The 23,179-nt window shown below is 44.1% G+C and carries 18 protein-coding genes; all 18 read right to left on the reverse strand.

Annotated elements, in window-relative coordinates; translation table 11 throughout:
* Positions 1 to 95: 95 nt before the first annotated feature.
* The 18 genes from greA to J1C86_RS08945 all read right to left on the reverse strand — a co-directional run bounded on the left by greA (position 96) and on the right by J1C86_RS08945 (position 23,174).
* Positions 96 to 578 (reverse strand): transcription elongation factor GreA, encoded by a 483-nt coding sequence (greA, locus tag J1C86_RS08860; protein ID WP_002918441.1) that lies wholly within the window; start codon positions 576 to 578, stop codon positions 96 to 98.
* 145 nt (positions 579 to 723) lie between these two features.
* A complete protein-coding gene (mltG, locus tag J1C86_RS08865; protein ID WP_125407958.1) occupies positions 724 to 2,223 on the reverse strand; it encodes an endolytic transglycosylase MltG in 1,500 nt (499 codons plus the stop codon).
* 50 nt (positions 2,224 to 2,273) lie between these two features.
* Positions 2,274 to 2,789 (reverse strand): GNAT family N-acetyltransferase, encoded by a 516-nt coding sequence (locus J1C86_RS08870; RefSeq protein ID WP_125407956.1) that lies wholly within the window; start codon positions 2,787 to 2,789, stop codon positions 2,274 to 2,276.
* Positions 2,789 to 3,304 carry a GNAT family N-acetyltransferase gene (locus J1C86_RS08875; protein WP_125407954.1) on the reverse strand — a complete coding sequence of 172 codons (516 nt, stop codon included), beginning with the start codon at positions 3,302 to 3,304 and terminating at the stop codon, positions 2,789 to 2,791. The genes J1C86_RS08870 and J1C86_RS08875 overlap by 1 nt, the downstream gene beginning before the upstream one ends.
* A gap of 11 nt (positions 3,305 to 3,315) precedes the next feature.
* Positions 3,316 to 4,650, reverse strand: a complete 1,335-nt coding sequence (murC, locus tag J1C86_RS08880) for a UDP-N-acetylmuramate--L-alanine ligase (RefSeq protein WP_002905154.1) — start codon at positions 4,648 to 4,650, stop codon at positions 3,316 to 3,318.
* Between the two features lie 280 nt (positions 4,651 to 4,930).
* Positions 4,931 to 5,590, reverse strand: a complete 660-nt coding sequence (locus J1C86_RS08885) for a cystathionine gamma-synthase (protein WP_125409144.1) — start codon at positions 5,588 to 5,590, stop codon at positions 4,931 to 4,933.
* A 54-nt stretch (positions 5,591 to 5,644) separates the two neighbouring features.
* On the reverse strand, positions 5,645 to 8,746 hold the full coding sequence (locus J1C86_RS08890) for a DEAD/DEAH box helicase (RefSeq protein WP_125407948.1): 3,102 nt from the start codon (positions 8,744 to 8,746) through the stop codon (positions 5,645 to 5,647).
* Positions 8,747 to 8,873: 127 nt separating this feature from the next.
* Positions 8,874 to 10,184, reverse strand: coding sequence for a ribosome biogenesis GTPase Der (gene der / locus J1C86_RS08895; RefSeq protein ID WP_125409142.1), 1,311 nt, complete (start codon positions 10,182 to 10,184; stop codon positions 8,874 to 8,876).
* A gap of 42 nt (positions 10,185 to 10,226) precedes the next feature.
* Positions 10,227 to 10,943, reverse strand: a complete 717-nt coding sequence (locus J1C86_RS08900; protein WP_125409140.1) for a nitroreductase family protein — start codon at positions 10,941 to 10,943, stop codon at positions 10,227 to 10,229.
* Positions 10,940 to 11,839: a primosomal protein DnaI gene (dnaI, locus tag J1C86_RS08905; RefSeq protein WP_125409138.1), complete on the reverse strand. Its 900-nt coding sequence runs from the start codon at positions 11,837 to 11,839 to the stop codon at positions 10,940 to 10,942. Before dnaI ends, J1C86_RS08900 begins: the two co-directional genes overlap by 4 nt.
* Positions 11,840 to 12,994, reverse strand: a complete 1,155-nt coding sequence (locus J1C86_RS08910; protein WP_125409136.1) for a DnaD domain protein — start codon at positions 12,992 to 12,994, stop codon at positions 11,840 to 11,842.
* Positions 12,995 to 13,468, reverse strand: a complete 474-nt coding sequence (gene nrdR / locus J1C86_RS08915) for a transcriptional regulator NrdR (protein WP_002894570.1) — start codon at positions 13,466 to 13,468, stop codon at positions 12,995 to 12,997.
* Positions 13,469 to 13,638: 170 nt separating this feature from the next.
* Positions 13,639 to 14,454: an endonuclease/exonuclease/phosphatase family protein gene (locus J1C86_RS08920; protein ID WP_125409134.1), complete on the reverse strand. Its 816-nt coding sequence runs from the start codon at positions 14,452 to 14,454 to the stop codon at positions 13,639 to 13,641.
* A 17-nt stretch (positions 14,455 to 14,471) separates the two neighbouring features.
* Positions 14,472 to 16,664: a PTS transporter subunit IIBC gene (locus J1C86_RS08925; protein ID WP_002914520.1), complete on the reverse strand. Its 2,193-nt coding sequence runs from the start codon at positions 16,662 to 16,664 to the stop codon at positions 14,472 to 14,474.
* 289 nt (positions 16,665 to 16,953) lie between these two features.
* Positions 16,954 to 17,643, reverse strand: a complete 690-nt coding sequence (locus J1C86_RS08930; protein WP_125409132.1) for a response regulator transcription factor — start codon at positions 17,641 to 17,643, stop codon at positions 16,954 to 16,956.
* 9 nt (positions 17,644 to 17,652) lie between these two features.
* Entirely contained in the window at positions 17,653 to 19,077 is a 1,425-nt protein-coding gene (gene gndA, locus J1C86_RS08935) for an NADP-dependent phosphogluconate dehydrogenase (protein ID WP_002905853.1), read from the reverse strand.
* A 246-nt stretch (positions 19,078 to 19,323) separates the two neighbouring features.
* Positions 19,324 to 20,427 (reverse strand): hypothetical protein, encoded by a 1,104-nt coding sequence (locus J1C86_RS08940; protein WP_125407942.1) that lies wholly within the window; start codon positions 20,425 to 20,427, stop codon positions 19,324 to 19,326.
* A 98-nt stretch (positions 20,428 to 20,525) separates the two neighbouring features.
* Positions 20,526 to 23,174 carry a valine--tRNA ligase gene (locus J1C86_RS08945; RefSeq protein ID WP_125407940.1) on the reverse strand — a complete coding sequence of 883 codons (2,649 nt, stop codon included), beginning with the start codon at positions 23,172 to 23,174 and terminating at the stop codon, positions 20,526 to 20,528.
* Positions 23,175 to 23,179: the final 5 nt, after the last annotated feature.

The raw sequence follows: 23,179 nt of genomic DNA on the forward strand, positions 1-23,179 counted from the left end.
CTATTTTTCCCTGCTCTTCTTATCTAGCCTACACTCTCTGTCTTAAAAGAAACGAAAAAAGAACCAGTCTTCTAGCCAGTTCCTTTTGGTATTTATTAAACGGTTTTTTCAACCTTGATAATTTTAACGTCGTAGCTGCCAACCGGTGTTTCGACTGTTGCAGTATCACCTGTCTTTTTGCCAATCAAAGCTTGACCAATCGGGCTTTCATTGGATACCTTGCCTGCGAAAGCATCTGCACCAGCAGAACCAACGATAATGTAAACTTCCTCTTCACTTTCGCCTACTTCTTGGATGGTAACTGTTTTGCCAATAGCTACCTCGTCCTTGGCTACAGCGTCACTGTTTACAATCTCAGCGTAGCGGATCTTGGTTTCCAGACTGGAAATCTGACCTTCCACAAAAGCCTGTTCGTCCTTTGCAGCTTCGTATTCACTGTTTTCTGACAAGTCGCCGTATGAGCGGGCAATCTTGATACGTTCTACCACTTCTGGACGACGCACCAATTTCAATTCTTCTAATTCTTTTTCTAGTTTTTCCTTTTCCTCTAGGGTCATAGGATAAGTTTTTTCAGCCATTTTTTCTCTTTTCTTTTATTTTCTTTTATTTTAAAACTAAAACAAGAGGCTGAGACAAGTCTGTATCAGTCCCTTTTTTATATAGCAGGACTGAGAAAGCTAGAACTAAATGCACTAGCTTTCTCTTATCTGCAATGATAGCAGTCTAATTAGAACTGCTGCTGGATTGAGTGAGCTTGCTATTGACATGCTCCTCAACATTTTTAGCGTGTTCCTCATAAGTATTGGCGAAGTAAACAGCACCTGTTTCAACATTTGCCACAAAGTAGAGGTAGTCCGTTTTACTTGGGTTAATGGTAGCTTCTAGAGCTGAAAGGCTCGGACTATCAACTGGCCCAGGCATAAGCCCTTCTTTTTTATAGACATTGAAAGGCGAGTCAATATTGGTATCAATCTCAGCGTCCTCTTTCAGAGTCGTTTTCTTTCCTAGCTTGCCTTGAGCATAAAGGATAGCGATATTACTCTGAAGCGGCATCGCTTGATTGAGACGATTGTAAAAGACGCTGGCAATATCTTTGCGATCCTGATCTGTCGAACCTTCTTTTTCCACTAGAGAAGCAAGAGTCAGAACTTCATTAACCGTTAGGTTCTTCGCTTCGATAGTAGAGTAATAAGAAGACAGATTGGTATTCATTGCGCCCAACATTTGGTCAATCAAGCTTTCCAGATCCGCATCCTCACCATAGCTATAAGTGGCAGGGAAGAGGTAACCTTCTAAGCGGTACTTGACTCCACTGTCCTTGCTTGGCAATGTGCCCAGCAGCTGTGGATATTTAGCCGCCATCTTGGAAATGAAAGCTTCATCCTGCACCTTAGCTAGGAAATCGTCCTTACTAAAAGGTGTCTTACTAGTCTTCTTAGAAGTTGCAGCTGCATTAACCGTCACAGCCTCTGCAATCTGCTCCAGTGTATATCCTTCAGGAATAGTAACCTTACCAACAACTGGTGGTTGCGGCGTATCCGTTCCACCTTCCTGAAGCTGACGAGCAATGGTATCTAAGTCCATGCTCTTCTGGAGATTGTAATAGCCGGACTGGTAATTGTTAAAGCTTTTAATCTTGGAATACAGACTAAAAACTTGGGCATTTTTAATCAGCCCCTTTTTCTCAAGGATTTCTCCAATCTGCTTAGAGCTTGAACCTTCTGGTACTTCAACCGTCACATATTCTGTTGCGTTTGCATCAACAGGTTTAAGAGCTGAAGATACATAAGTATAGCCGACAACTCCTGTAACCACAAGTCCCAGTAGGACAATCAGCAGAACCGTTGTCATAATCCTGCGGGCTAATGTGTTTTGACGTTTTTTCTTGACCGTGTTGTTGGCCCGATTAGCCCGAGATAGGACCTCATTGGGCTTCTTATCTTCCTCATCCACTCGGCCATAGACCTGAGGGTGAGCCTTTTCATTCTCTGCAACCTTGTAGGAAACATCTACCGAAGCCGGTCTAGCTTCAAAGTCCTCCGCAGCTGCTGTTTCTTTTGCAGAAGCAGCGTCCGCTTCTGATTGGCTAGTTGAAGAGGGAGTTTGTTCTTCCTTTTCTCCAGCTAAGTCTTTCAAAATCTGCTCTTTAAAGCTCAGATTCTTCTCTTTGTCTTGTGATTTTTCAGTCAAAAATTTGACCTCCTTCATCATAATCCCTAACATTATATCTTAAAAGTCAGATAAATGCAATAAGAGTAGGATTTTCTAGCTTATTATTGGTTTTTTTGCAGTTTGAGACTAGGATTTTCCCAGACCATATCAAACCAAGTAGCGCCTGCATAAGTTGATTGTGACAAACCTTCATTGACAAAGGCATGCTTCTCGTAGTAAGCGGTGAGGTAGTCGTGGCAGGTCAGATTGATGCCGTGGCGTTCATCTGCTATAGCAATCTCTTTCATAGCTTCCAATAGCTTGCGACCAACCCCCATCCCCTGAGCATCCTTCGAGATAGAAAGGCTGGTCAGAGAGATAAAGCCACCCTCCAGATGACCATAATCTTCAATCTCCTCTGTAAAGGAAATATCATTTAAATAACGTTCTGGACGGACAGGGCCTTCCAGATAGCCTAGAATCTTACCATCCTTTTCCGCCACCAAAAAAGTCGAAGATAGGGTTTGGATATGAGCTGCTAGACTTTCTCGGCTAACAGCCTCTTCTGGACTGAAATTTTCCAATTCGATAGCATAAATGGCATCTAAGTCAGCCATTTGAGCTTGACGGATAATCATCACTTCTCCTTAAAATTGGGATTTTCCCACACCATATCAGACCAAACAGCCCCACCATGAGTTGAGTCAGAAATCCCTTCATGGACGAAACCATTCATCTCATAATAAGGTATCAGCTCATCATGACAAGTTAGGCTAATGCCCTGTCGATTTTGCTGAACAGCTGTCTCCTTGAAAGCTGCAAGCAACAAGGTTCCGACTCCCTGCTTCTGAAAATCCGGATGGACGGACAGACTTTGGACGGCAATGAAGCCACCTTCTGGAGAATTAGCACCCACCTTGCTAAAGAGGTCATCTGTCAAATATCGCGCCTGAACAGCTGGTCCAACAATATAGCCCGCCAGCTGACCATGCAGCTCTTCTGCTAGCAAAAAAGTATCAGCAATCTGCTCAATCCGCTCTTTGAGAACTTCTGCACCGGCCGCTTCTGCTGCTGGAAAATTCAGCTGCTCAATTGCAAGAATTTCTTCCCAGTCGCTCAAGTCGGCCTGTCTGATTCGAATCGGTGCTTCCATCAAGTCTCCTCCTACTGAACGTTGCTAGTCAGATTGGACAGGAGACGTTCAAAGGAATATTCATAGGTCTGGATGTCACCAGCTCCCATAAAGACATAAACGGCATTATCGTGGTCAAGAAGCGGAGAAACATTATCCACGTCAATAACCTTGGCCCGCTTCACAATCTTTTCAGCCAGATCTTCGACCTTGACATCGCCATTGTCCACCTCACGCGCAGATCCGTAAATCTGAGCTAGGTAGACTGAGTCAGCCTGATTGAGGGCTTCCGCAAATTCGTCCAAGAGAGCAATGGTCCGAGTGAAGGTATGCGGCTGGAAGATCGCCACGATTTCCTTGCTTGGATACTTCTGACGAGCTGCATCCAGAGTCGCGATAATTTCCGTTGGATGGTGAGCAAAGTCATCAATGATAACTGTTTCGTTGACAATTTTCTCTGTAAAGCGGCGTTTAACTCCACCAAAGGTCTTGAGGTGCTCACGTACTAGATTCAAATCAAGACCTGCAGTGTACAAGAGGCCAATTACTGCTGTCGCATTCATAATGTTGTGACGGCCAAAGCTTGGAATCTGGAACTCACCCAGCTCTTGCCCGCGGAAAGAAACTTTAAAGCCTGAACCGCTGGTAGAACGCAAGAGGTCGTGAGCAACAAAGTCATTGCCCTCTTCCTTGAAGCCATAGTAGTAAATCGGAGCCTTGGACGTAATCCGGCGCAGCTGCTCATCTTCTCCATAAATGAAGAGTCCTTTGGTAATCTGCTTGGCATAGTCATTGAAAGCATTAAAGACATCTTCCAGGCTCGTGAAATAATCCGGATGGTCAAAGTCGATATTGGTAATGATCGAATATTCCGGATGATAGGGCATGAAATGACGCTCGTACTCGTCTGACTCAAAGACGAAGTACTTGGCATTGGCAGAACCACGGCCTGTACCGTCACCAATTAGATAGCTAGTATCCGTGATATTGGAGAGAACATGGGAGAGAATACCCGTTGTAGAGGTCTTCCCGTGGGCACCAGCCACTCCCAAGCTGACAAAGTCACGCATAAAGCCACCTAAAAACTCATGGTAGCGTTTATAGCTGATACCGTTTGCGTCTGCATAGGCAATTTCTACATTGTTATCTGGACGAAAGGCATTGCCGGCAATGATTTCGAAATCTGGTTGGATATTCTTTTCATCAAAAGGCAGGATGGAAATGCCAGCCTGCTCCAGACCGCGCTGAGTGAAATAATATTTATCAACATCACTGCCCTGAACCTTATGGCCCATCTGGTGCAGCATCAAAGCCAAAGCGCTCATACCAGAGCCCTTAATCCCGATAAAATGATAGGTTTTCGTCATGATTACTCCTTAAGATACAAGGCCATAAAAGCAAATCCAAATAGGAAAATCTCCGCAGACCCTCATCAGCCCGCAGGGATTTTCTTTCTTTACAAGCTTTTAGGCACCACCAAAACACCAAAGAAGCCGGACCAATCAGTAAGTCCTAGCTTCTAGCATCGGTCTTTTTCAACCGATGATGGATGTTATATGCAGATAGATTTTACATTTACATAATCAAACAGCAATTTCCTTTATACACCAGAAAATTGCAGGCAGAAAAGACTCGAGCAAGCCAGCTTTATTCGCTGTCCAAGCCTGTCAAATTCAGCTCTTGAGCCTTGGAATGCTTCAACTGCTCCTCCTTAGCCCTATCCTGATTATAGATCTGACTGGTTTTTAAAAAATCATAATTGTTCTTCTTAGGCTTTTCTTCCGACTCCTGCGGCTGAGGGCTATACTCAGGCTGAATATCCGCCAAAATATAGTTTTCCTGCTGAAGCCTGTCGCCAAACTTCGTAAATTCGCCCGATGTATTCTTTTGAAAAGGGGCTGTTGGCTTAGGTCTTTCCGCATTAGAAGCTATCGGAAGCTTTCTGTTGCGGACCTTAGTCGGAAGATCGCTGGTCAGATAAGGTGCTGAACGCTTCTTTTTCAAATCTGCCCGAGCTTCCTCGCGTGCCTGCTCAGCATAACGAATGGCCGGATCTTTCTTATCAATCGGCTTTTTAAAATCCTTGAAAGCAGACTGCTTTTGCAGCGGTCTTCTGATAGCCTGACTGGCAGCGATGGGAGCATGCCTGTTGGAGTCCACAATCGGCATCCATTCCAAATAATTACGGTCAATATAGTCTCCGGTAATGTTGCTAATGAGATCCAGTTCATCATAAAGATTCATATGCGGCATTTCCGTCAGCATGATTTCATCATCTGACACCAGAGGAAATTGTTTATCAGTCATATCTTTTTCCTTTCAACCCTTCATTATTATAAACTATTCAGGCTATTTTTCAAGCTATTCTGCCGAAATTCCCAGAATTTCTCGAATTTCCTCCACAGAGAGACTGGATTTGGCTTCTGCTCCGTCCAGAATAGTCGAAACCAGATTGCGCTTGCTCTCCTGCAACTCCTGTATCTTCTCCTCAATTGTACCCCGAGTAATCATCCGATAGACTTCGACATTGCGCTCCTGACCGATACGGTGGGCACGACCGATGGCCTGGGCCTCAACCGCTGGATTCCACCAGAGGTCAACCAAGATAACTGTGTCAGCACCAGTCAGATTGAGACCGACACCTCCAGCCTTAAGGGAGATCAGAAAGGCTGAACGCTGACCGTCATTGAAGGCTGTTGTCATGTCCTGACGCTCCTTGGCTGGAGTAGAGCCTGTAATCTTAAAGGACTCCATGCCCATCTTGTCCAGTTCACTCTCGATAATATCCAGCATACCACGAAATTGTGAAAATATGAGGACACGACGATTACCATCTTGTATCTGTTCAAGTAATTCCCGCAAACTTTCCAGCTTACCGCTCTCGCCCTCGTAATCTTCCATAAACAGCTTCGGAGTGTCACAAATCTGGCGGAGGCGCATAAGACCTGACAGAATCTCTATCTTGCTGCGGTTGATTTCATCTTCTGTCGCATGGATAATTCTGTCCTGCATCTGCTTGAGCAGAGCCAGATAAATAGTCTTCTGGCTATCTGCTAATTCATTGCGATAGGCAACTTCAATCAAATCAGGCAATTCCTGCAGCACATCTTCTTTCTTGCGCCGCATGACAAATGGTTTGATATAGCGAGCGACTTTCTCAGCCGGCAGTTTTAAAAATTCCTTTTTGTTTGGCAAAAGTCCTGGCATGACAATCTGGAAAATAGACCAAAGTTCTCCCAGATTATTCTCAATCGGCGTCCCAGAAAGAGCAAAAGTATGCTCCACTTCAAAATCCCGCAAATACTGGGCAATCTTGGTCTGGTCATTCTTCATCACCTGAGCCTCATCCAAAATCAGATACTGGAAGTGGTTATCCTTGTATTCTTCCACATCCTGCCTGAAGGAAGCATAGCTGGTAATGGTAATCTGATGCTTCTCCGCAATCAGCTCATCACGAACATTTTTTAGACCATACACCACCGCCACATCCAAATGCGGAGCAAATTTAGCAAACTCATCGCTCCAGTTGTAAATCAGGCTGGATGGCGCCAAGATTAAGACTTTCTTAGAATCATCTATACGCGAACTCAGAAAAGAAATCGTCTGCAGGGTCTTTCCTAGCCCCATATCGTCAGCCAAGATGCCACCGAAGCCATACTTATCAAGCATGGATAGCCACTTGACACCCGTCTCTTGGTAATCCCGAAGGTCAGCCTTGACTTGCAGCTGGGGAAGAGGGAATTCCTCAGGGTGAGTCAGGTCAAAGGCCAGCTGCTGTACATCTTTTGAAAACTGTACCCTATCCTTGCCCTTAAAAAACTCTGCCAGTTGATAAGCTGCCAGACTGCTGGTCTGAATGAAGCCATTTTTAGTCCGCTTACTCCGCAGCTGCTGCAAAGTCCGACTCATCTCCTTGGTCTCTTCATCGAAAATCAAGACTTGCCCAGACTTACTGATAAAGAAGTCCTGCTCCTTAAAGAGCGAATCAAGAACTGCGTCAATCTCTGACTGCGCAATGCCAGCAAAATCGAAACCAACATCTAAGAGGCCGCCCTTCATCTTGACAGAGATCCTTGGACTTTCTGTCTGTGCCAGTGCCTCTAACTCTTCTGTCATGCTAACACGGCCCAAAGCCTCAAAATTGGGAATGACTTCTGAGAAGAAATGATAAATTTCTTCCGGCTTCAGAGGCGGTCGCTGACTGTAAAAATCTGCCACAAAACCTGCCTGCAGCATTTGCTTAAATACCTGCTGCTCATGCTCAAAATTACCTGCAAAAGGCAGACGTTCCAAATCTTTGCGAGTCGTCACTTTCCTGTCTCCATAGTCAAAGACAGTGTCCAAAATCAGACGCTTGTCAGGACCGATGTCAAAGTCAAACTTGGCTGTAAAGTCATGAATCATCATACTTTCAGGTGCTTCTACCCGACCAACCTTTTTAAACTCAGACAAACTGGAAGCCAGCTTCGTTCTCTCTGACAAGTCGAATTGCAGGCGCTTCAACCGATCATGCTCTATAGGCAACTCCCGTAAAGCCTTAATTAGTCTTATCTGCTGAGGATTTAGCTGGTAGAAGGTATCTCCATAAAAAATAAACTGGCCATCATAAAGCATCTTATAATTCTTCTCAGCAATGACTAGCTCAAAATGCTCTTCATACTCTTCCACTTGGAAAGTATAAACTTCTGCCTCTTCATGTAAATCTTGGAAAAAGACTTCACTGTAGTCATAAAGGCTGTACTCTAAGCGGAAAGAAGACAGATTCATCAGGAAGATAACTCCCTCTTCAAAGATACTAGCCGGGAAGAAAAGATTGCGCCCAGCATTTGGGAAAATCAAAGAAGAATCTTGCCCCTGATAGTCAGACACTAGTCCTTGCAGAAAAACGAGCAAATCTTGACTGGCTTCATCAAAATCCTCCAAATGAATAGCCTCATAGTAACTCTTACCAATCTGATAATGTCCGCCCTTTTCCAAGGTCCGAAGGAAGGAAAGAACGTCTCGGACAACATAGGAGCGCTCGTCCGGCAAGCGACTGATCCGGAGACTCCAGAGAAACTGCCCTGTATAAGAATCCTCCTGACCAGTAGCCGAAAGCTCATAACGAACCTGTTGATTGGATTTATCCGGCAAGAGCTTATCCAAGAACAAGCTTCCGAAAGAAACCAGCTCTTGGGTCTCCTGACTGGTCATCTCCTCTTCTTCCATACTCTTTAGCACATCTTTTCCAGATGGGGCATTTTTCAGATAATACTCCAAGGCTGCCAGATGAGCACAGTATTTTTTATTCTGGAAAAAGTCGCAATAACAAAAGATGACATCATCATCCAAGCTATAGCGCAGATTACACTCGTCCACACGAGCATATAAAAGAGAATCACTGACCTCAAGGATTACTACCTTATTGTTTTCAACCAGGGCAATTCCTTCTGTCCGAATCTTACCAGGAATTAATTTTGCCATAATTACCACCTTACATTTATCTCACCATTATACCATACTTTCGACATAAAAAAAGAAAAGCAAGCTCTTATGCTTACTTTCATTTTTACATATAAACGTATGTTTGTCAAATTGCTGTTTTCAAACTCTACTTCCGCTTCCTTGCAATCAAGTGAATTGGGGTCCCTTCAAAGACAAAAGCCTTGCGGATTTGATTTTCCAAGAAACGCAGATAAGAGAAGTGCATGAGTTCTTCTTCGTTGACAAAGATGACAAAAGTTGGCGGTTTGGTCGCTACCTGAGTCGCATAAAAAATCTTGAGACGCTTGCCCTTGTCAGTCGGTGTCGGATTAATGGCGATGGCATCCATGATAACATCATTGAGGACCGCAGAGGGAATACGAGTATTCTGACTCTGACTGATTTTCTTAATCATGTCCGGCAGCTTATGGAGACGCTGCTTGGTCAGGGCAGAGACAAAGATAATCGGTGCATAAGACAGATACTGGAACTGGTCTCGGATATCCTCTTCCCAGTCTTTCATGGTATGGTTGTCTTTTTCCAGCGTATCCCACTTATTAACAACGATAACAATACCTTTTCCTGCTTCATGGGCAAAGCCAGCGATTCGCTTGTCGTACTCACGAATTCCTTCTTCGGCATTAAGCACCATCAGAACGACATCTGAGCGGTCAATGGCCCGCATGGCCCGCATGACAGAGTATTTCTCTGTATTTTCATAGACCTTGCCTGACTTGCGCATACCAGCCGTGTCGATCATGGTAAATTCCTGACCTTCACTGTCCGTAAAGACCGTATCAATGGCGTCACGCGTTGTACCAGCAACAGGACTAGCAATAACCCGCTCCTCACCCAGGATGGCATTAATCAAGCTAGACTTGCCAACATTAGGACGGCCAATCAGACTAAACTTAATCATATCAGGATTTTCTGCCACTTCTTCATTTGGCAGATTTTCAACGATGGCATCAAGAACATCTCCAGTACCAATCCCGTGGACTGAAGAAACCGGGAATGGATCGCCCAAGCCCAGCGCATAGAAATCAAAAATCTCATTGCGCATTTCGGGGTTGTCCACCTTATTGACCGCTAAAATAATCGGCTTATGGGTCTTGTAGAGCATGCGAGCCACATACTCGTCCGCATCTGTAATCCCTTCCTTGCCAGACACGACAAAAACGATGACATCTGCTTCGTCCATGGCAATCTCAGCCTGGTGTTTGATTTGCTCCATAAAAGGCACGTCAACATCGTCAATTCCGCCCGTATCAATAATACTAAACTTACGGTTGAGCCAGCTTGCTATCGCATAGATTCGGTCGCGGGTCACCCCTTCAACATCTTCCACAATGGAAATCCGCTCACCGGCAATCCGATTAAAGAGCGTTGACTTGCCGACATTGGGCCGGCCGACAATGGCAATAGTTGGTAAGGCCATGTTTTTCCTCTTTCATTCTTTAGGACAGAGCCAAACTCCGCCCTATTTTTCTAATTTCTTTTCTTTGAACAGTTGGTTGATAGCTTGATTTGGCTCCTGACCAAATTGGGCAGCTAGGCGCTGACTCCAGGTTTCCTTAGCTCGCTCGCCGGCATATTCAGTCTGTACGCGGTCATAGGCTTGGATAATTGAACGATCCTGTTCACGATATTCTTCCTCAAAGACCACTGCTTCATAAGGCAGACGTGGCTTGACTGCATGGTTCTGGTTGGGAATTCCCAGAGCAATCCCAAAGACCGGATAAGTGTAGTCTGGTAGCTTGAAAAGCTCTGCTATTTGACTGGCAGCATAACGAACCAGTCCAATGATTACTCCACCATAACCCAAACTTTCAGCTGCTAACAGGGTATTTTGTCCAGCTAAAGCAGCATCTACTGAGCTGATCAGGAGATTCTCCGACCCCTCAGGATAAAAGTCTTCCGTATGCATGTGAACGCCCTTTTGAGCTCGATTGAGGTCACCGACAAAAAGCAGGAAGGCCGAAGACTGCCGAATGGCTTCTTGGGGCACCAAGTCAAAGAGGGCTTCTTTTTTCTCTTTGCTTCGCACCACAATGATAGAATAGGACTGGAAATTCTTCCAGCTGGACGCAGCCCGCCCAGCATCAATGATGACACGGAGTTCCTTATCCGAAATCTGCTCCTCCGTAAAGCGGCGAACAGACGTGTGAGCATTCATCAAGTTAATCGTTTCATTCATCGGCGGTTCTCTCCTTTTAGGCGCACCTCCTGAGCCAGAAACTTAATCCGCTCCATAACCCGCTTGGCCTGCCAAGTCTCATCGCCATTCTTAGAGCTGGCAAAGTGACGCTCCAAATCTGCAAACTTAAAGTTAGAAGTAAAGAAAGTTGGCAGATTTTCCTGCATACGGTGTTGGAGAATGACCTGCAAAATCTCATCGCGCATCCAAGGGCTCGACTGCTCTGCACCGATATCATCCAAAATCAGCACTTGAGCTGTCTTGACCTGATCAATCTTCTCCTTGACCAAGCCAGAGCTGATCGCATTCTTAACATCTAAAACAAAGCTCGGATAGTGGAGCAGTGTCGTTGAAACACTGCGTTTTTCTGACAAATCATGCGCCAGAGCAGCCATCATGTAGCTTTTTCCGACCCCAAAATCACCGTAAAGATAAACAGCCTTCTGATAATTCGGAAACTCCGCAACAAAGTTGGTCAACAGTTCAAAAGCCTTGTAGCGGCCAACATCATCCAGATCCACCTGAGCTAGGCTTGCTTCCTTGAGACTGGCTGGTAAGCTGATAAGATTGAGACGGCTTCTAATGGCCTCCTGCCTCTCCTGCTCAATCAACTCAGGCGTCTCTTCATAGGCAACATCCGCATAGCCTTCATTTTTCACCAAGATTGGCTTATAGCCCTTAGCAATATAGGTCTCGTCCCCCAGCAAAAAGCGGTTGCGCTCCGTAATATACTGGTTAAACTTGGAGACACTGCGCTGAATCTCAGCTTGGGTCAGCTTTTCCTGCTGGATAAAGGCTGCCACATCTGGATCGGCCATAATCTGCTTGACCAGCTCCTGATAGTCAAACTGCCGCACCCTATTCATATGAGGCATATTCTGTCCTATTTTCTCCATTTATTCGCCTCCTCCTTCAAGTTTGGCTAAGAGCCGACGTTTCTGCTCTTCTAGCTCGGCCTGCTTCTCTGCACTCGTTTCGTTTTTATAATCCGGCTGACTCCAGTCAGGTACGTTGCTTTTGGTAGAGCCTTGTCCAGATTTAGCTGGACGGTTCTGGGGCTGCTGGTTGCGCTCACGGATTTTCAAGACTGCTTCCTCAGCTGTCGTCACCTTTTGATAAGAAAAATCATTAGCTACCTTGAGGGCATACTTTTCATTGAGATTGGCTGAATCCACCTTATTAAAGGTCAAGAGCAAGATTACGTTGATAACCTCGTCCAAAAGGCCTAATTCAGCTAAATCCAGCAAAAGCTTTCTCTCCGTCCGCGTAATAGCAGCCTGACGAGTTTTCTTAATTTCTGCCAGGAATACCATTGGTGATGTTCGCTTCGCTTCTTGGATAATAGATTGCTCCTGCTTAGAAAACTGACCTTCTGCTGGCTTCTGAGCTAGCTTTTGCTTCATCCGCTTGGTAGAAATGACCTGAGAAACAGCAGTTTCTCTAGCCAAAACGTAGGTCTCATACCAAGTCCACTTTTTCTGCTCAGCAATTGCAAACAATTCTAGCACATCTTCCTTTTCATTGGCAAAACGAAGATTGTCCTGAGCCATCCGTTGCTTGAAATACTCCAAGTCAAAATCATTGGCTTTTCGCACTGCCCTTGCTTGCTCAGCTTCCATACCAAACACCTGCATAAAAGGCTTGACCAATTTCTCTCCGCTAGGATTTTCTGGCCGCAGGGCTTCTGCAGCAGCTTCGCCGATTTTCTTTTCCAAGAGCCGGCTGTACACATTATGGCTGAAAAATTCCTCCACCGTTAAGGTCGGGTGGAGTTGAACCAGATAATGGTCATCTGTTTGATAAAGGTTCACTAGCTTAATCGCCGCTAAACGCTCAAAACTTTCTTCTAAAATATTAAGTCCAAAATCTAAATGATTAAGAATCTGACTGAAGAGGTGCTGCTTTTGCCCATTATCCCCAAAAGACAGCAGATAAAGATAAAGTGCTATCGCTTCTCTCCCTAAAATCGGCAAATAGAGCTTGGTCAAGACAGCAATATCTGGGCTGACTGCATTATTGCGCAAGAAAGAAAACTGATGGTTTGGTTTCATTTATTTGTCCTTTTTCTTCTTGGACCCCTTGGTAATCTGCTTGAGCAGGCTTTCCAGCTCGCCCACATCCTTGAAACTCCGGTAAACACTGGCGAAACGAACGTAGGTGATTTCATCCAGCTCTGCCAGTTCATCCATGACTAAGGATCCAATATACTCACTATTGATTTCATTGTCGCTCTGACTGCGGACTTTTTGCTCGATTCGGTTGACAATCTCCTCTATTTCGTCACTAGATACTGGCCGCTTTTGAGCCGAACGAATAATACCGTTAAAAATCTTATCCCGAGAAAATTGCTCGCGTGTGCCGTCCTTTTTGACAACCACTAGAGTTCTCTCTTCGACGCGCTCGTAGGTCGTAAAGCGGTGCTGACATTCCTCACACTCACGGCGGCGACGGATTGTATTTCCATCTTCTGCCTGTCTGCTATCAACTACACTTGATTTATTCCCACCACATTTCGGACAACGCATACCATTTCCTCCTAGAATCCTAATACTTCATTATAACACGTTTTCAAGAATAACAAAAGACAGCCGTTTGGGGTGTAAAATTTCGCCAATTTCTCCTAAATATATGTTTATCAAAAAGAAAAAGAGAGGCAAAACTGTCTCATTCTCAGTCTTGCCTCATCTTTTTACTATTATAATGCCACTTGCACTTCTAAACCAAAGTGGTCACTGACAACAGGGGTTTCTTTCCCGTCAAAAACAACAGCGGAGCGCTCAACATCCATCCCTTGACTAGTGAAAACATAGTCTATCTTCAGAGCATGCTTATTATCATCCCAGCCTGCAATAGTACCTTCTACTGTCGCCTCTCCGATAGCTTCTCTCGCAACGGCATGACTATCCTGCAGCTTCAGCGGACTGGCTAAGATAGTCTGGTAGCCTTGCTGGCCGACTGGATTGTTGAAATCGCCCATGAGGACCAGAGGAGTTTTAACCTTGAGAAGCTCTGCTTCAAGCTTAGCCCATTCCCCCTGGAAGCCTTTGTCCCACCAAGACAGATGGCAGGAGGCAATTGTTAGCAATTGACCTTCCACCTCAGTCTCGGCTAGCAAGACCTTGCGGGTATGGTAATCCCTAGGATCATTAACCTCTGATACCAGAACTTCTCTAGGAGTCAGCGGCTTTCTGGACAGAATTGCCACTCCTTCGTTATAAATATCAAACCCAATATGATTATAGGCCCAGGACCAATGATAGTCCAGTCCTGCATCAGCCAATTTTTCTACCAAACAAAGGGCAAAGTGGTCTTGATGAATCTCAATTGCGCCCTCAACCGCCTGATAGAAAGGAGCCTGAACAACCTGTTCAGACTCCGTTAATTGATTGACTTCCTGCAGGCAAATGACATCATATTTTTCTTGAAGAATGCGTTCTGCAAGCTGATTAAGCTTAGTTTCTTGCCCTTCTTCCATCCAACTATGAGTATTTAATGTCAGGAATTTTGCCATGATTTCTCTTTTCTATATTACAATTCAACCTTAGCAACAACTGTCTTAGCAGATGATTGACCAAGTTTTTCTACTGTCACAGACTTGATAGCTGCTGCATTTGTGAAGACTACGATTGTTGAAGTTTCACGTCCTGCTTCCTTGATTGCTTCCAAGTCAGCCGTTACAAGAAGATCTCCAGCTGCAACTTTCTGACCTTCTGAAACATGAACTTCGAATGGTTTACCTTCAAGGCTAACAGTTTCCAAACCAATATGTACCAAGACTTCTAAGCCGTTATCTGTCACAAGACCGATAGCGTGCTTGCTAGGGAAGACGCTAGTTACTGTACCAGCAACTGGTGAATAAATCTTACCATTTTCTGGCTCAACTGCAAATCCATCACCCATCATTTTTTGTGAGAAGACTGGATCTTTAACATCTGCCAAGTCAATGACTTGACCGTCCGCAACAGTTTCAACCTCCTCAGTCACACCTTTGTAAGTAACTTCGGCAGCTGCTGATTCTGCTTTTTGGCTCGGAAGTGTTTCAGGAATCACTTCACCAGAATCCAACAAGTCTTGAATATCAGATTTGAGAACGTCAGCTTTTGGTCCGTAGATAGCTTGAACACCTTGGCCTTTCATAACCAAGCCCATAGCGCCTTCAGCTTTCCACTGCTCTTCTGTTCCAACTTTTTCAGCATCTTTGACAGTCACACGCAGACGAGTCATACATGCATCTACATCTACGATATTAGCGCGACCGCCCAGAAGGTTGATAACATTTACTGCTTGAGATGCTTCAGCAACTTTACCACCAGTTGACTCTGATGAAGAAGCTTCATCTGAACCATCTGCTGTTTCATAGTTACCGTTACGTCCTGGAGTTGCATAGTTGAACTTCTTGATCATGAAGTTAGAAATGAGGTACATCACAACACCAAAGAGGATAGTTACCCAGATGAAGTTGATGATATCCATTCCCAAGCCAGCATTGATGGCCATAGGAGTACGGGTCAAGAATTCGATAGAACCGAATGAGTGCACACGAAGGTTAACGATGTCAGCCATTGCAAACGCAGCACCTTGTACAAATGCATAAATGATATACAGTGGTGTTGCAACGAACATGAACATGTACTCGATTGGTTCAGTAACCCCTGTCAAGAAGGTTGCCAAAGCAGTCGCAATCATCATACCTTTGTATTTGTGCTTCTTGTCAGTATCCACATTGTGATAGATAGCCGCCGCTACCCCCATAAGGATACCGAATGAACCAATCATCTGACCAACTTTAAAGCGAGCTGGATGAACTGTATCAAGCAAGTGTTGGTAAGTAGAAGGATCAGCTGATTTCGTACCAACCAAGTCAGTTACCCAAGCCAACCACAGTGGATCTTGACCAGCTACAGTTGTTCCCGCACCAGAACCAGTAATAACGTGATAAACACCACCTAGTTCTGTGTAGTTCATTGGGATGGTCAACATGTGGTGCAAACCAAATGGAAGCAAGAGACGTTCCAAAGTACCATAGATGAATGGTGCCAAAACTGGTGCAGTATCTTGTGAGTTAGCAATCCAAATACCAAAGCTGTTGATACCTGATTGAACAACTGGCCATACGAATGACAAAACAATTGCTACGATTACTGAGCGCAAGATAACAACGAAAGGTACAAAACGCTTACCATTGAAGAATGACAAGGCATCTGGTAATTTACGGAAATTATAGTATTTGTTATAAGCTGTCGCTCCAACAAAACCAGCAATAATTCCGACAAAAACACCCATATTCAGAGCTGGTGACTCCAGAACGCTGATGAAATAATCAGAAACCTTAATTGATGCGCCAAACATTGTTTTAACTACAGCAGCCTTATCTGAGAGCATATCGCTGGTAACACCAAACATAACACCAGTGATACGGTTAATCAGGATAAAGGACAGACCTGCTGCGAAGGCACCGCCTGCGCGTTCTTTTGCCCAGCTTCCACCAATAGCCAAAGCAAAGAGGATATGCAGGTTACCGATAACCCCCCAACCAATCTGCTCTAAAACACCGCCAGTAGTGACTAAAACACCTAGATTTGGATTAATCATCGGAATCGATTTACCGATACTAATCATCAGTCCTGCTGCCGGCATAACAGCAACGACCACCATCAAAGCTTTACCGAATTTTTGCCAAAATTCAAAGCTAAAAATGTTCTTGAATGAATCTTTCATCATTCAGACCTCCTTATATTTTTTGCAAACAAGTCCGTTTTTGTGAAATCGTTTGCATATCGATACATCTATTATAGCACGATTTTTTATTTTGTAAAGGCTTTTATAAAAAAATTTTCTCTTTTTTTTGCACCTAAAATACTGCATTTTCTCTTCAAGAGTTACATTTTTGCTATATTCCAACGAAAACGATTGCATAAAATAGTTAGAAAAATCCCATTAGTTCTCCTATCTATACTATAACAAAAGCAAAAAAACTCCGTCTCCTAAGGAGAACAGAGTTTTGAATTTTTTATTCTTGCATGGCATAACCAACACCGCGAACAGTTTTGATATAGCTTGGCTGCCCTTCCACATCAATTTTACTGCGCAGATAACGAATATAAACATCTACAACGTTGGTCTCCGTTGCACTCTCGTACTTCCAGACACGCTCCAGCAGCTGCTCACGGCTCAGGACCTTATTGCTGCCCATCAGGGTTACCAGCAGATCGTACTCCCGCCGCGTCAGCGCAATAACTTCCTCGCCACGGTAAACTGTGTGATTTTTAATATCCACTCGCAGATTCCTGTAAGAGGTCGGAATTTTTAAGAGGCTGCAGTGCTGGTCGATAAAGTCACGACCGCGGAAAATGATAGAGACACGCTCCACTAAATCACTGATAATGAAGGGCTTGACTACGTAGGAAACAGCAAAATGCTGGATTGCTTCCCGCTGCTCTGCAATCTCTTCGCGACTAGCCAAAACGATAATGACGGACGCTGGCTTAATCAAGCTCAGCTGCTGAGCAAAATCGCTGGCAGTCATATCTTGAAGATCATAGTTGAGCAAGAGCAAGTCATAATCCACATCCTTAGCCAGAGCCAGTCCATCTTGACCAGTCTCAGCTAAATCTACAAGAAAGCCTTCCTTTTGCAGTTCCAAACTCACAAATCGGGCAAGATTTTTTTCATTTTCTACTAGTAAAATTCGCTTTGCCATAGGCCTATCCTATTTTTCGTCGTACCAAGAATAGTGGTAGGTACCTTCTTTGTCTTTACGGTTGTATGTATGAGCACCAAAGTAATCACGCTGTGCCTGAATCAGATTAGCTGGCAGATTTTCCGCACGGTAGCTATCAAAGTAAGCAATGGCACTGGAGAAGGTTGGTACTGGTACACCTGCTTGCACAGCCAAGCTGACAACATCACGGACTGCCTGTTGGTACTTAGCTGTAATATCCATGAAGTATTCATCTAAGAGCAGGTTTGCAAGGTCAGCATCACGGCCGTAAGCGTCTGTAATTTTCTGAAGGAAGCGGGCACGGATGATACAGCCAGCACGCCAGATAGAAGCAATCTCACCAAACGGCAGATTCCAGTTGTTTTCCTTAGAAGCCACACGCAATTGAGCAAATCCTTGAGCATAAGACATAATTTTTGAGAAGTAAAGAGCCTGGCGGATCTTTTCAATCAACTCTGCCTTGTCTCCCTCAAAGGTGAATGCAGCTGGTTTTGGCAATACCTTGCTAGCAGCCACACGCTCATCTTTGTAGGTAGAAATATAACGCGCAAAGACTGACTCTGTAATCAATGGCAGCGGCACACCTAGATCCAAAGAAGATTGACTGGTCCACTTACCAGTTCCCTTATTGCCAGCCGCATCCAGAATATAGTCAACGATTGGGCCAGCTTGACCTTCATCGTCCTTACGGGTCAAGATATCCGCTGTAATCTCAATCAGATAACTGTCCAGCTCGCCTTTGTTCCACTCCGTAAAGATGTCTGCCATTTCACTAGCCGAAAGTCCCAGCAAGTGCTGCATCAGGTCATAACTCTCAGCGATAAGCTGCATATCTCCATATTCAATCCCGTTATGGACCATTTTTACATAGTGACCAGCGCCATCAGGACCGATATAAGTCACACATGGTGCGCCGTCTTCAGGAGCTTTAGCAGAGATTTCTTCCAAGACATCCGCTACCAACTCATAAGCCTCTTTTTGACCACCTGGCATAATAGATGGTCCTTCTAATGCGCCCTTTTCACCACCGGAAACACCTGTACCGATGAAGTTGATACCAGAGTTAGCCAACTCTTCATTACGGCGAATAGTATCCTTGTAGAAAGTATTCCCACCATCAATCAGGATATCGCCCTTGTCCAAGTGAGGGAGCAGCGCCTGAATAGTCGCATCTGTACCAGGACCAGCTTGCACCATCAGCATAATCCGACGTGGTTTTTCGATAGAGTTCACAAAAGACTCCACATCATAGCTTGGCACAAAGTTTTTCTCAGGATGAGAAGCAACGACGTCCTCTGTCTTGTTTGCTGAGCGGTTATAGATGGCAACAGTATAGCCACGAGATTCGATATTTAGGGCAAGGTTACGGCCCATAACAGCCATACCAACAACACCAAAATTTGCTTTAGTCATTATGTTCTCCTATAGTTTGTTTGTCTTATTTTATCATTTTTAAGGCTTAAAAGAAAGTATTAAGTCGGAGAGGGATGAAGAGGGGGGATGGATAGAAAAACCAAGCTCAGTGTAACTGAACTTGGTTGTGGGGGTTTAAGGTAAAGTAGAGACTTTCATAATAATCTCCAAATGCATAATTAGAATGTTCTCTAGCTGAACGGCTTGAATATCCTAATTTTGATATATTTTTTTCAGAAGTTAATTTTATTTTATCTTTAAAATTTTTTTAAAGAAATTCAAAAATTTGCCTTCATTAAATCCTCGCATTTGTTCTTCAACAAAAAGTCTTGTCTTTTCATCTGAATATTCTAATTCTTTATTTGGTAATAACTTTTTTAGAACCTCCCTAACATAATCATCAAGAGCTATTGAAATGCGCTCAATCTCATTTTGGTCAAATTTTATTCTATTTCCATGAGTATGCTGCGACCTAATCTTATATGCAATGGCAATATTATCAACAATTTTTTGCTTTTCTGTTGATTCCTCTGACAATAAATTAGCTGTTATATACTTTAGCTTTCTTCCCATTCTACGCGTACCGTCTTCAAAGGCATATAAACACTGTAGAACTTGCATATATTTATCAATTTTAGAAGCAAGTAAACCACTATTACGTGCTTCTTGTAAATAGACAAGCGCTCTAGAATAACTTGCAAATTTACTTCTATCTATTTTATCGTTTTCAAACGAAGTATAATGATCGGTAATATGATTGCTCTCAATTTCTTTGGTTCCTATACGAGAATTTAAAATCGGAAATACTAATTCATAATATTTTTTTATACTTTTAATTTCTCTGCCATCAACTGAAACCAGTTGATGGCTCCCATTTGCCATTGTATAATTCATATCAGAATTTGAAGCAGAATAATACCCATTCTCAATAATCGTATAAGCTAAATTCGATTGTACACAAGAATCTTTCAAAAGCCAAATAGCAGTTGATAAAGAAACAAGTTTAATTAGCAAATTATAATGATACTCACCATAAACTCTATCAGCAAGCTCTTTAATTTTTTGGCTTTTTATAGCTTCACTAGCCAATTGTTGATGATTTAATTTATCCTCATGCGAAAATTTTATTTCTTCAATCAAAGATAATTTATTCAAAAATTCTTCTAATCTGACACTACCAAAATATTCTTTAAATTGTTTTAAAAATTTCTTGTGATTTAAAAAATATTTTTTAGATAGATCAACTTTTATAGATACACCAATCTCATCAGTATCTCTAATAAAATTAAATAGCTTCAAATCTGTTTCACTAACTTCTAGAAAATTAAATTCCATAGTAATTATATTCATTATCTTCTCCTTAATCATTAAGTATAAGATTAATTATACCAAAAAAACACAGTTTTTGTACCGTGTTTTCGTTATATTCATATAATAAATTTAAGATTTTAGACCAACTTCTTCATCTCATCAATACGTGCCACTGTCGCGTCGTACTTAGCTTGGTAGTCGGCTTGTTTGTCGCGTTCTTTTTGGACGACTTCTGGTTTGGCATTGGCTACGAAGCGCTCGTTAGAGAGTTTCTTACCGACCATATCCAGTTCTTTCTGCCACTTGGCTAGTTCTTTTTCGAGACGAGCCAGTTCTTCCTCGATATTGAGGAGGTCCGCCAGCGGCAGATAGATTTCTGCTCCTGTGATGATGCTAGACATGACCAGCTCTGGTACAGCAAGGTCTGCTGCGATTTCCAAATGCTCAGGATTGGTGAAACGCTTGATATAGTTGATATTATCCTTGAAGAAGGTTTCCAGCGCGCTATCTGTCGTCTTAATCAAGATGGTAATCGGCTTACTTGGCGCCACATTGACCTCAGCTCTGCTATTGCGCACCGAACGAATCAGATCCTTGAGGGCTTCCACGCCAGCTGCTGCCTCGACATTTTCAAACTCTGGACGAACCACTGGATAAGCCGCTGTCACAATGGTGCCTTCTGAGATTTGACCAAAGATTTCCTCGGTCACGAAAGGCATGATTGGGTGAAGCAGGCGCAGGATTTGGTCCAGCGTGTAAAGGAGGACAGAGCGAGTGATGACTTTCTCGTCGTCATTGTCGCTATAAAGCACTTCCTTGGTCAGCTCCACATACCAGTCGGCAAATTCATCCCAGATAAAGTTGTAGAGGATATGACCAGCCACACCAAACTCAAACTTATCGAAGTTCTCAGTGACCTTGCCAATGGTTTCATTGAGGTTGTGGAGAATCCAGCGATCGGTGACATTGCCTGCCTGACCAGCCGCCACCTGAGCGACATTCTCACGCGCTGCATCCAGCGTCAAGCCTTCATTATTCATAAGGATATAGCGGGAAATGTTCCAGATTTTGTTAATGAAGTTCCAAGAAGCATCCATTTTCTCGTAAGAGAAGCGGACATCTTGTCCAGGGGCAGAGCCGTTTGACAGGAACCAACGCAGGCTATCTGTTCCGTACTTATCAATAACATCCATCGGGTCAATCCCATTGCCCAGTGACTTGGACATCTTACGCCCTTCCTCATCACGAATGAGACCATGAATCAAGGCATTTTTGAAGGGCGACTTGCCAGTAAATTCCAAACCTTGGAAAATCATCCGAGATACCCAGAATGGGATAATATCATAACCAGTCACCAAGGTCGATGTTGGATAATAACGCTTGAAGTCTTCTGAGTCGACATCAGGCCAGCCCATGGTTGAGAATGGCCAAAGGGCTGAGCTGAACCAAGTATCCAAGACGTCTTCGTCCTGAGTCCATCCGTCACCTTCCGGTGCTTCTTCGCCTACATAGATTTCGCCGTCAGCATTGTACCAAGCAGGGATTTGGTGACCCCACCAGAGCTGACGGGAAATAACCCAGTCGTGGACGTTTTCCATCCATTGCAGGAAGGTATCGTTGAAGCGTGGTGGGTAAAATTCTACCTTGTCGTCTGTGGCTTGGTTGGCAATGGCATTTTTAGCCAATTGATCCATCTTGACGAACCATTGGGTTGACAGACGCGGCTCAACCATAACGCCAGTCCGCTCTGAGTGACCAACACTGTGGACACGTTTTTCGATTTTAACGAGGGCACCGATTTCTTCCAACTTAGCAACGACTGCCTTACGAGCTTCAAATCGATCCATGCCTGCAAATTCGAAGGCCAAGTCGTTCATGGTTCCGTCGTCGTTCATCACGTTAACTTGTGGTAAGTTATGGCGTTGACCAACCAAGAAGTCATTTGGATCGTGAGCAGGCGTGATTTTCACGACACCCGTACCAAACTCAGGATCAGCGTGTTCATCAGCAACGATTGGAATTAGTTTATTAGCAATTGGAAGGATAACATTTTTACCAATCAAGTCCTTGTAGCGTGGATCTTCTGGATTGACCGCAACGGCCACATCCCCAAACATAGTCTCAGGACGAGTGGTAGCCACTTCAAGGGCGCGTGAGCCATCCTCCAGCATGTAGTTCATGTGGTAGAAAGCACCTTCCACGTCCTTATGGATGACCTCGATATCAGACAGGGCTGTGCGAGCTGCTGGGTCCCAGTTGATGATAAACTCACCACGATAGATCCAGCCTTTCTTGTAAAGCTCGACAAAGACCTTGCGGACAGCTTTTGACAGACCTTCATCAAGGGTGAAACGCTCACGAGAGTAGTCTACAGAGATCCCCATCTTGCCCCATTGTTCCTTGATGGTCGTCGCATATTCGTCTTTCCATTCCCAGACCTTATCTAGGAATTTTTCACGACCGAGGTCATAGCGGGAAATGCCTTGCTCCCGCAAGCGCTCCTCGACCTTAGCCTGAGTCGCAATCCCCGCGTGGTCCATCCCTGGCAGCCAAAGCGTATCAAAGCCTTGCATGCGCTTCTGACGGATGATGATATCCTGCAAAGTTGTATCCCAAGCGTGACCGAGGTGGAGTTTCCCAGTTACGTTTGGTGGTGGAATTACAATCGAATAAGGCTTAGCCTTTTGATCGCCTGAAGGCTTAAAAATATCAGCATCAAGCCATTTTTGATAACGACCAGCCTCAACCTCGGCTGGATTGTATTTAGGTGAAAGTTCTTTAGACATGAGTG

Origin of the sequence: Streptococcus sanguinis, assembly GCF_050220005.1 — a bacterium.
GTDB lineage: Bacteria > Bacillota > Bacilli > Lactobacillales > Streptococcaceae > Streptococcus > Streptococcus sanguinis_Z.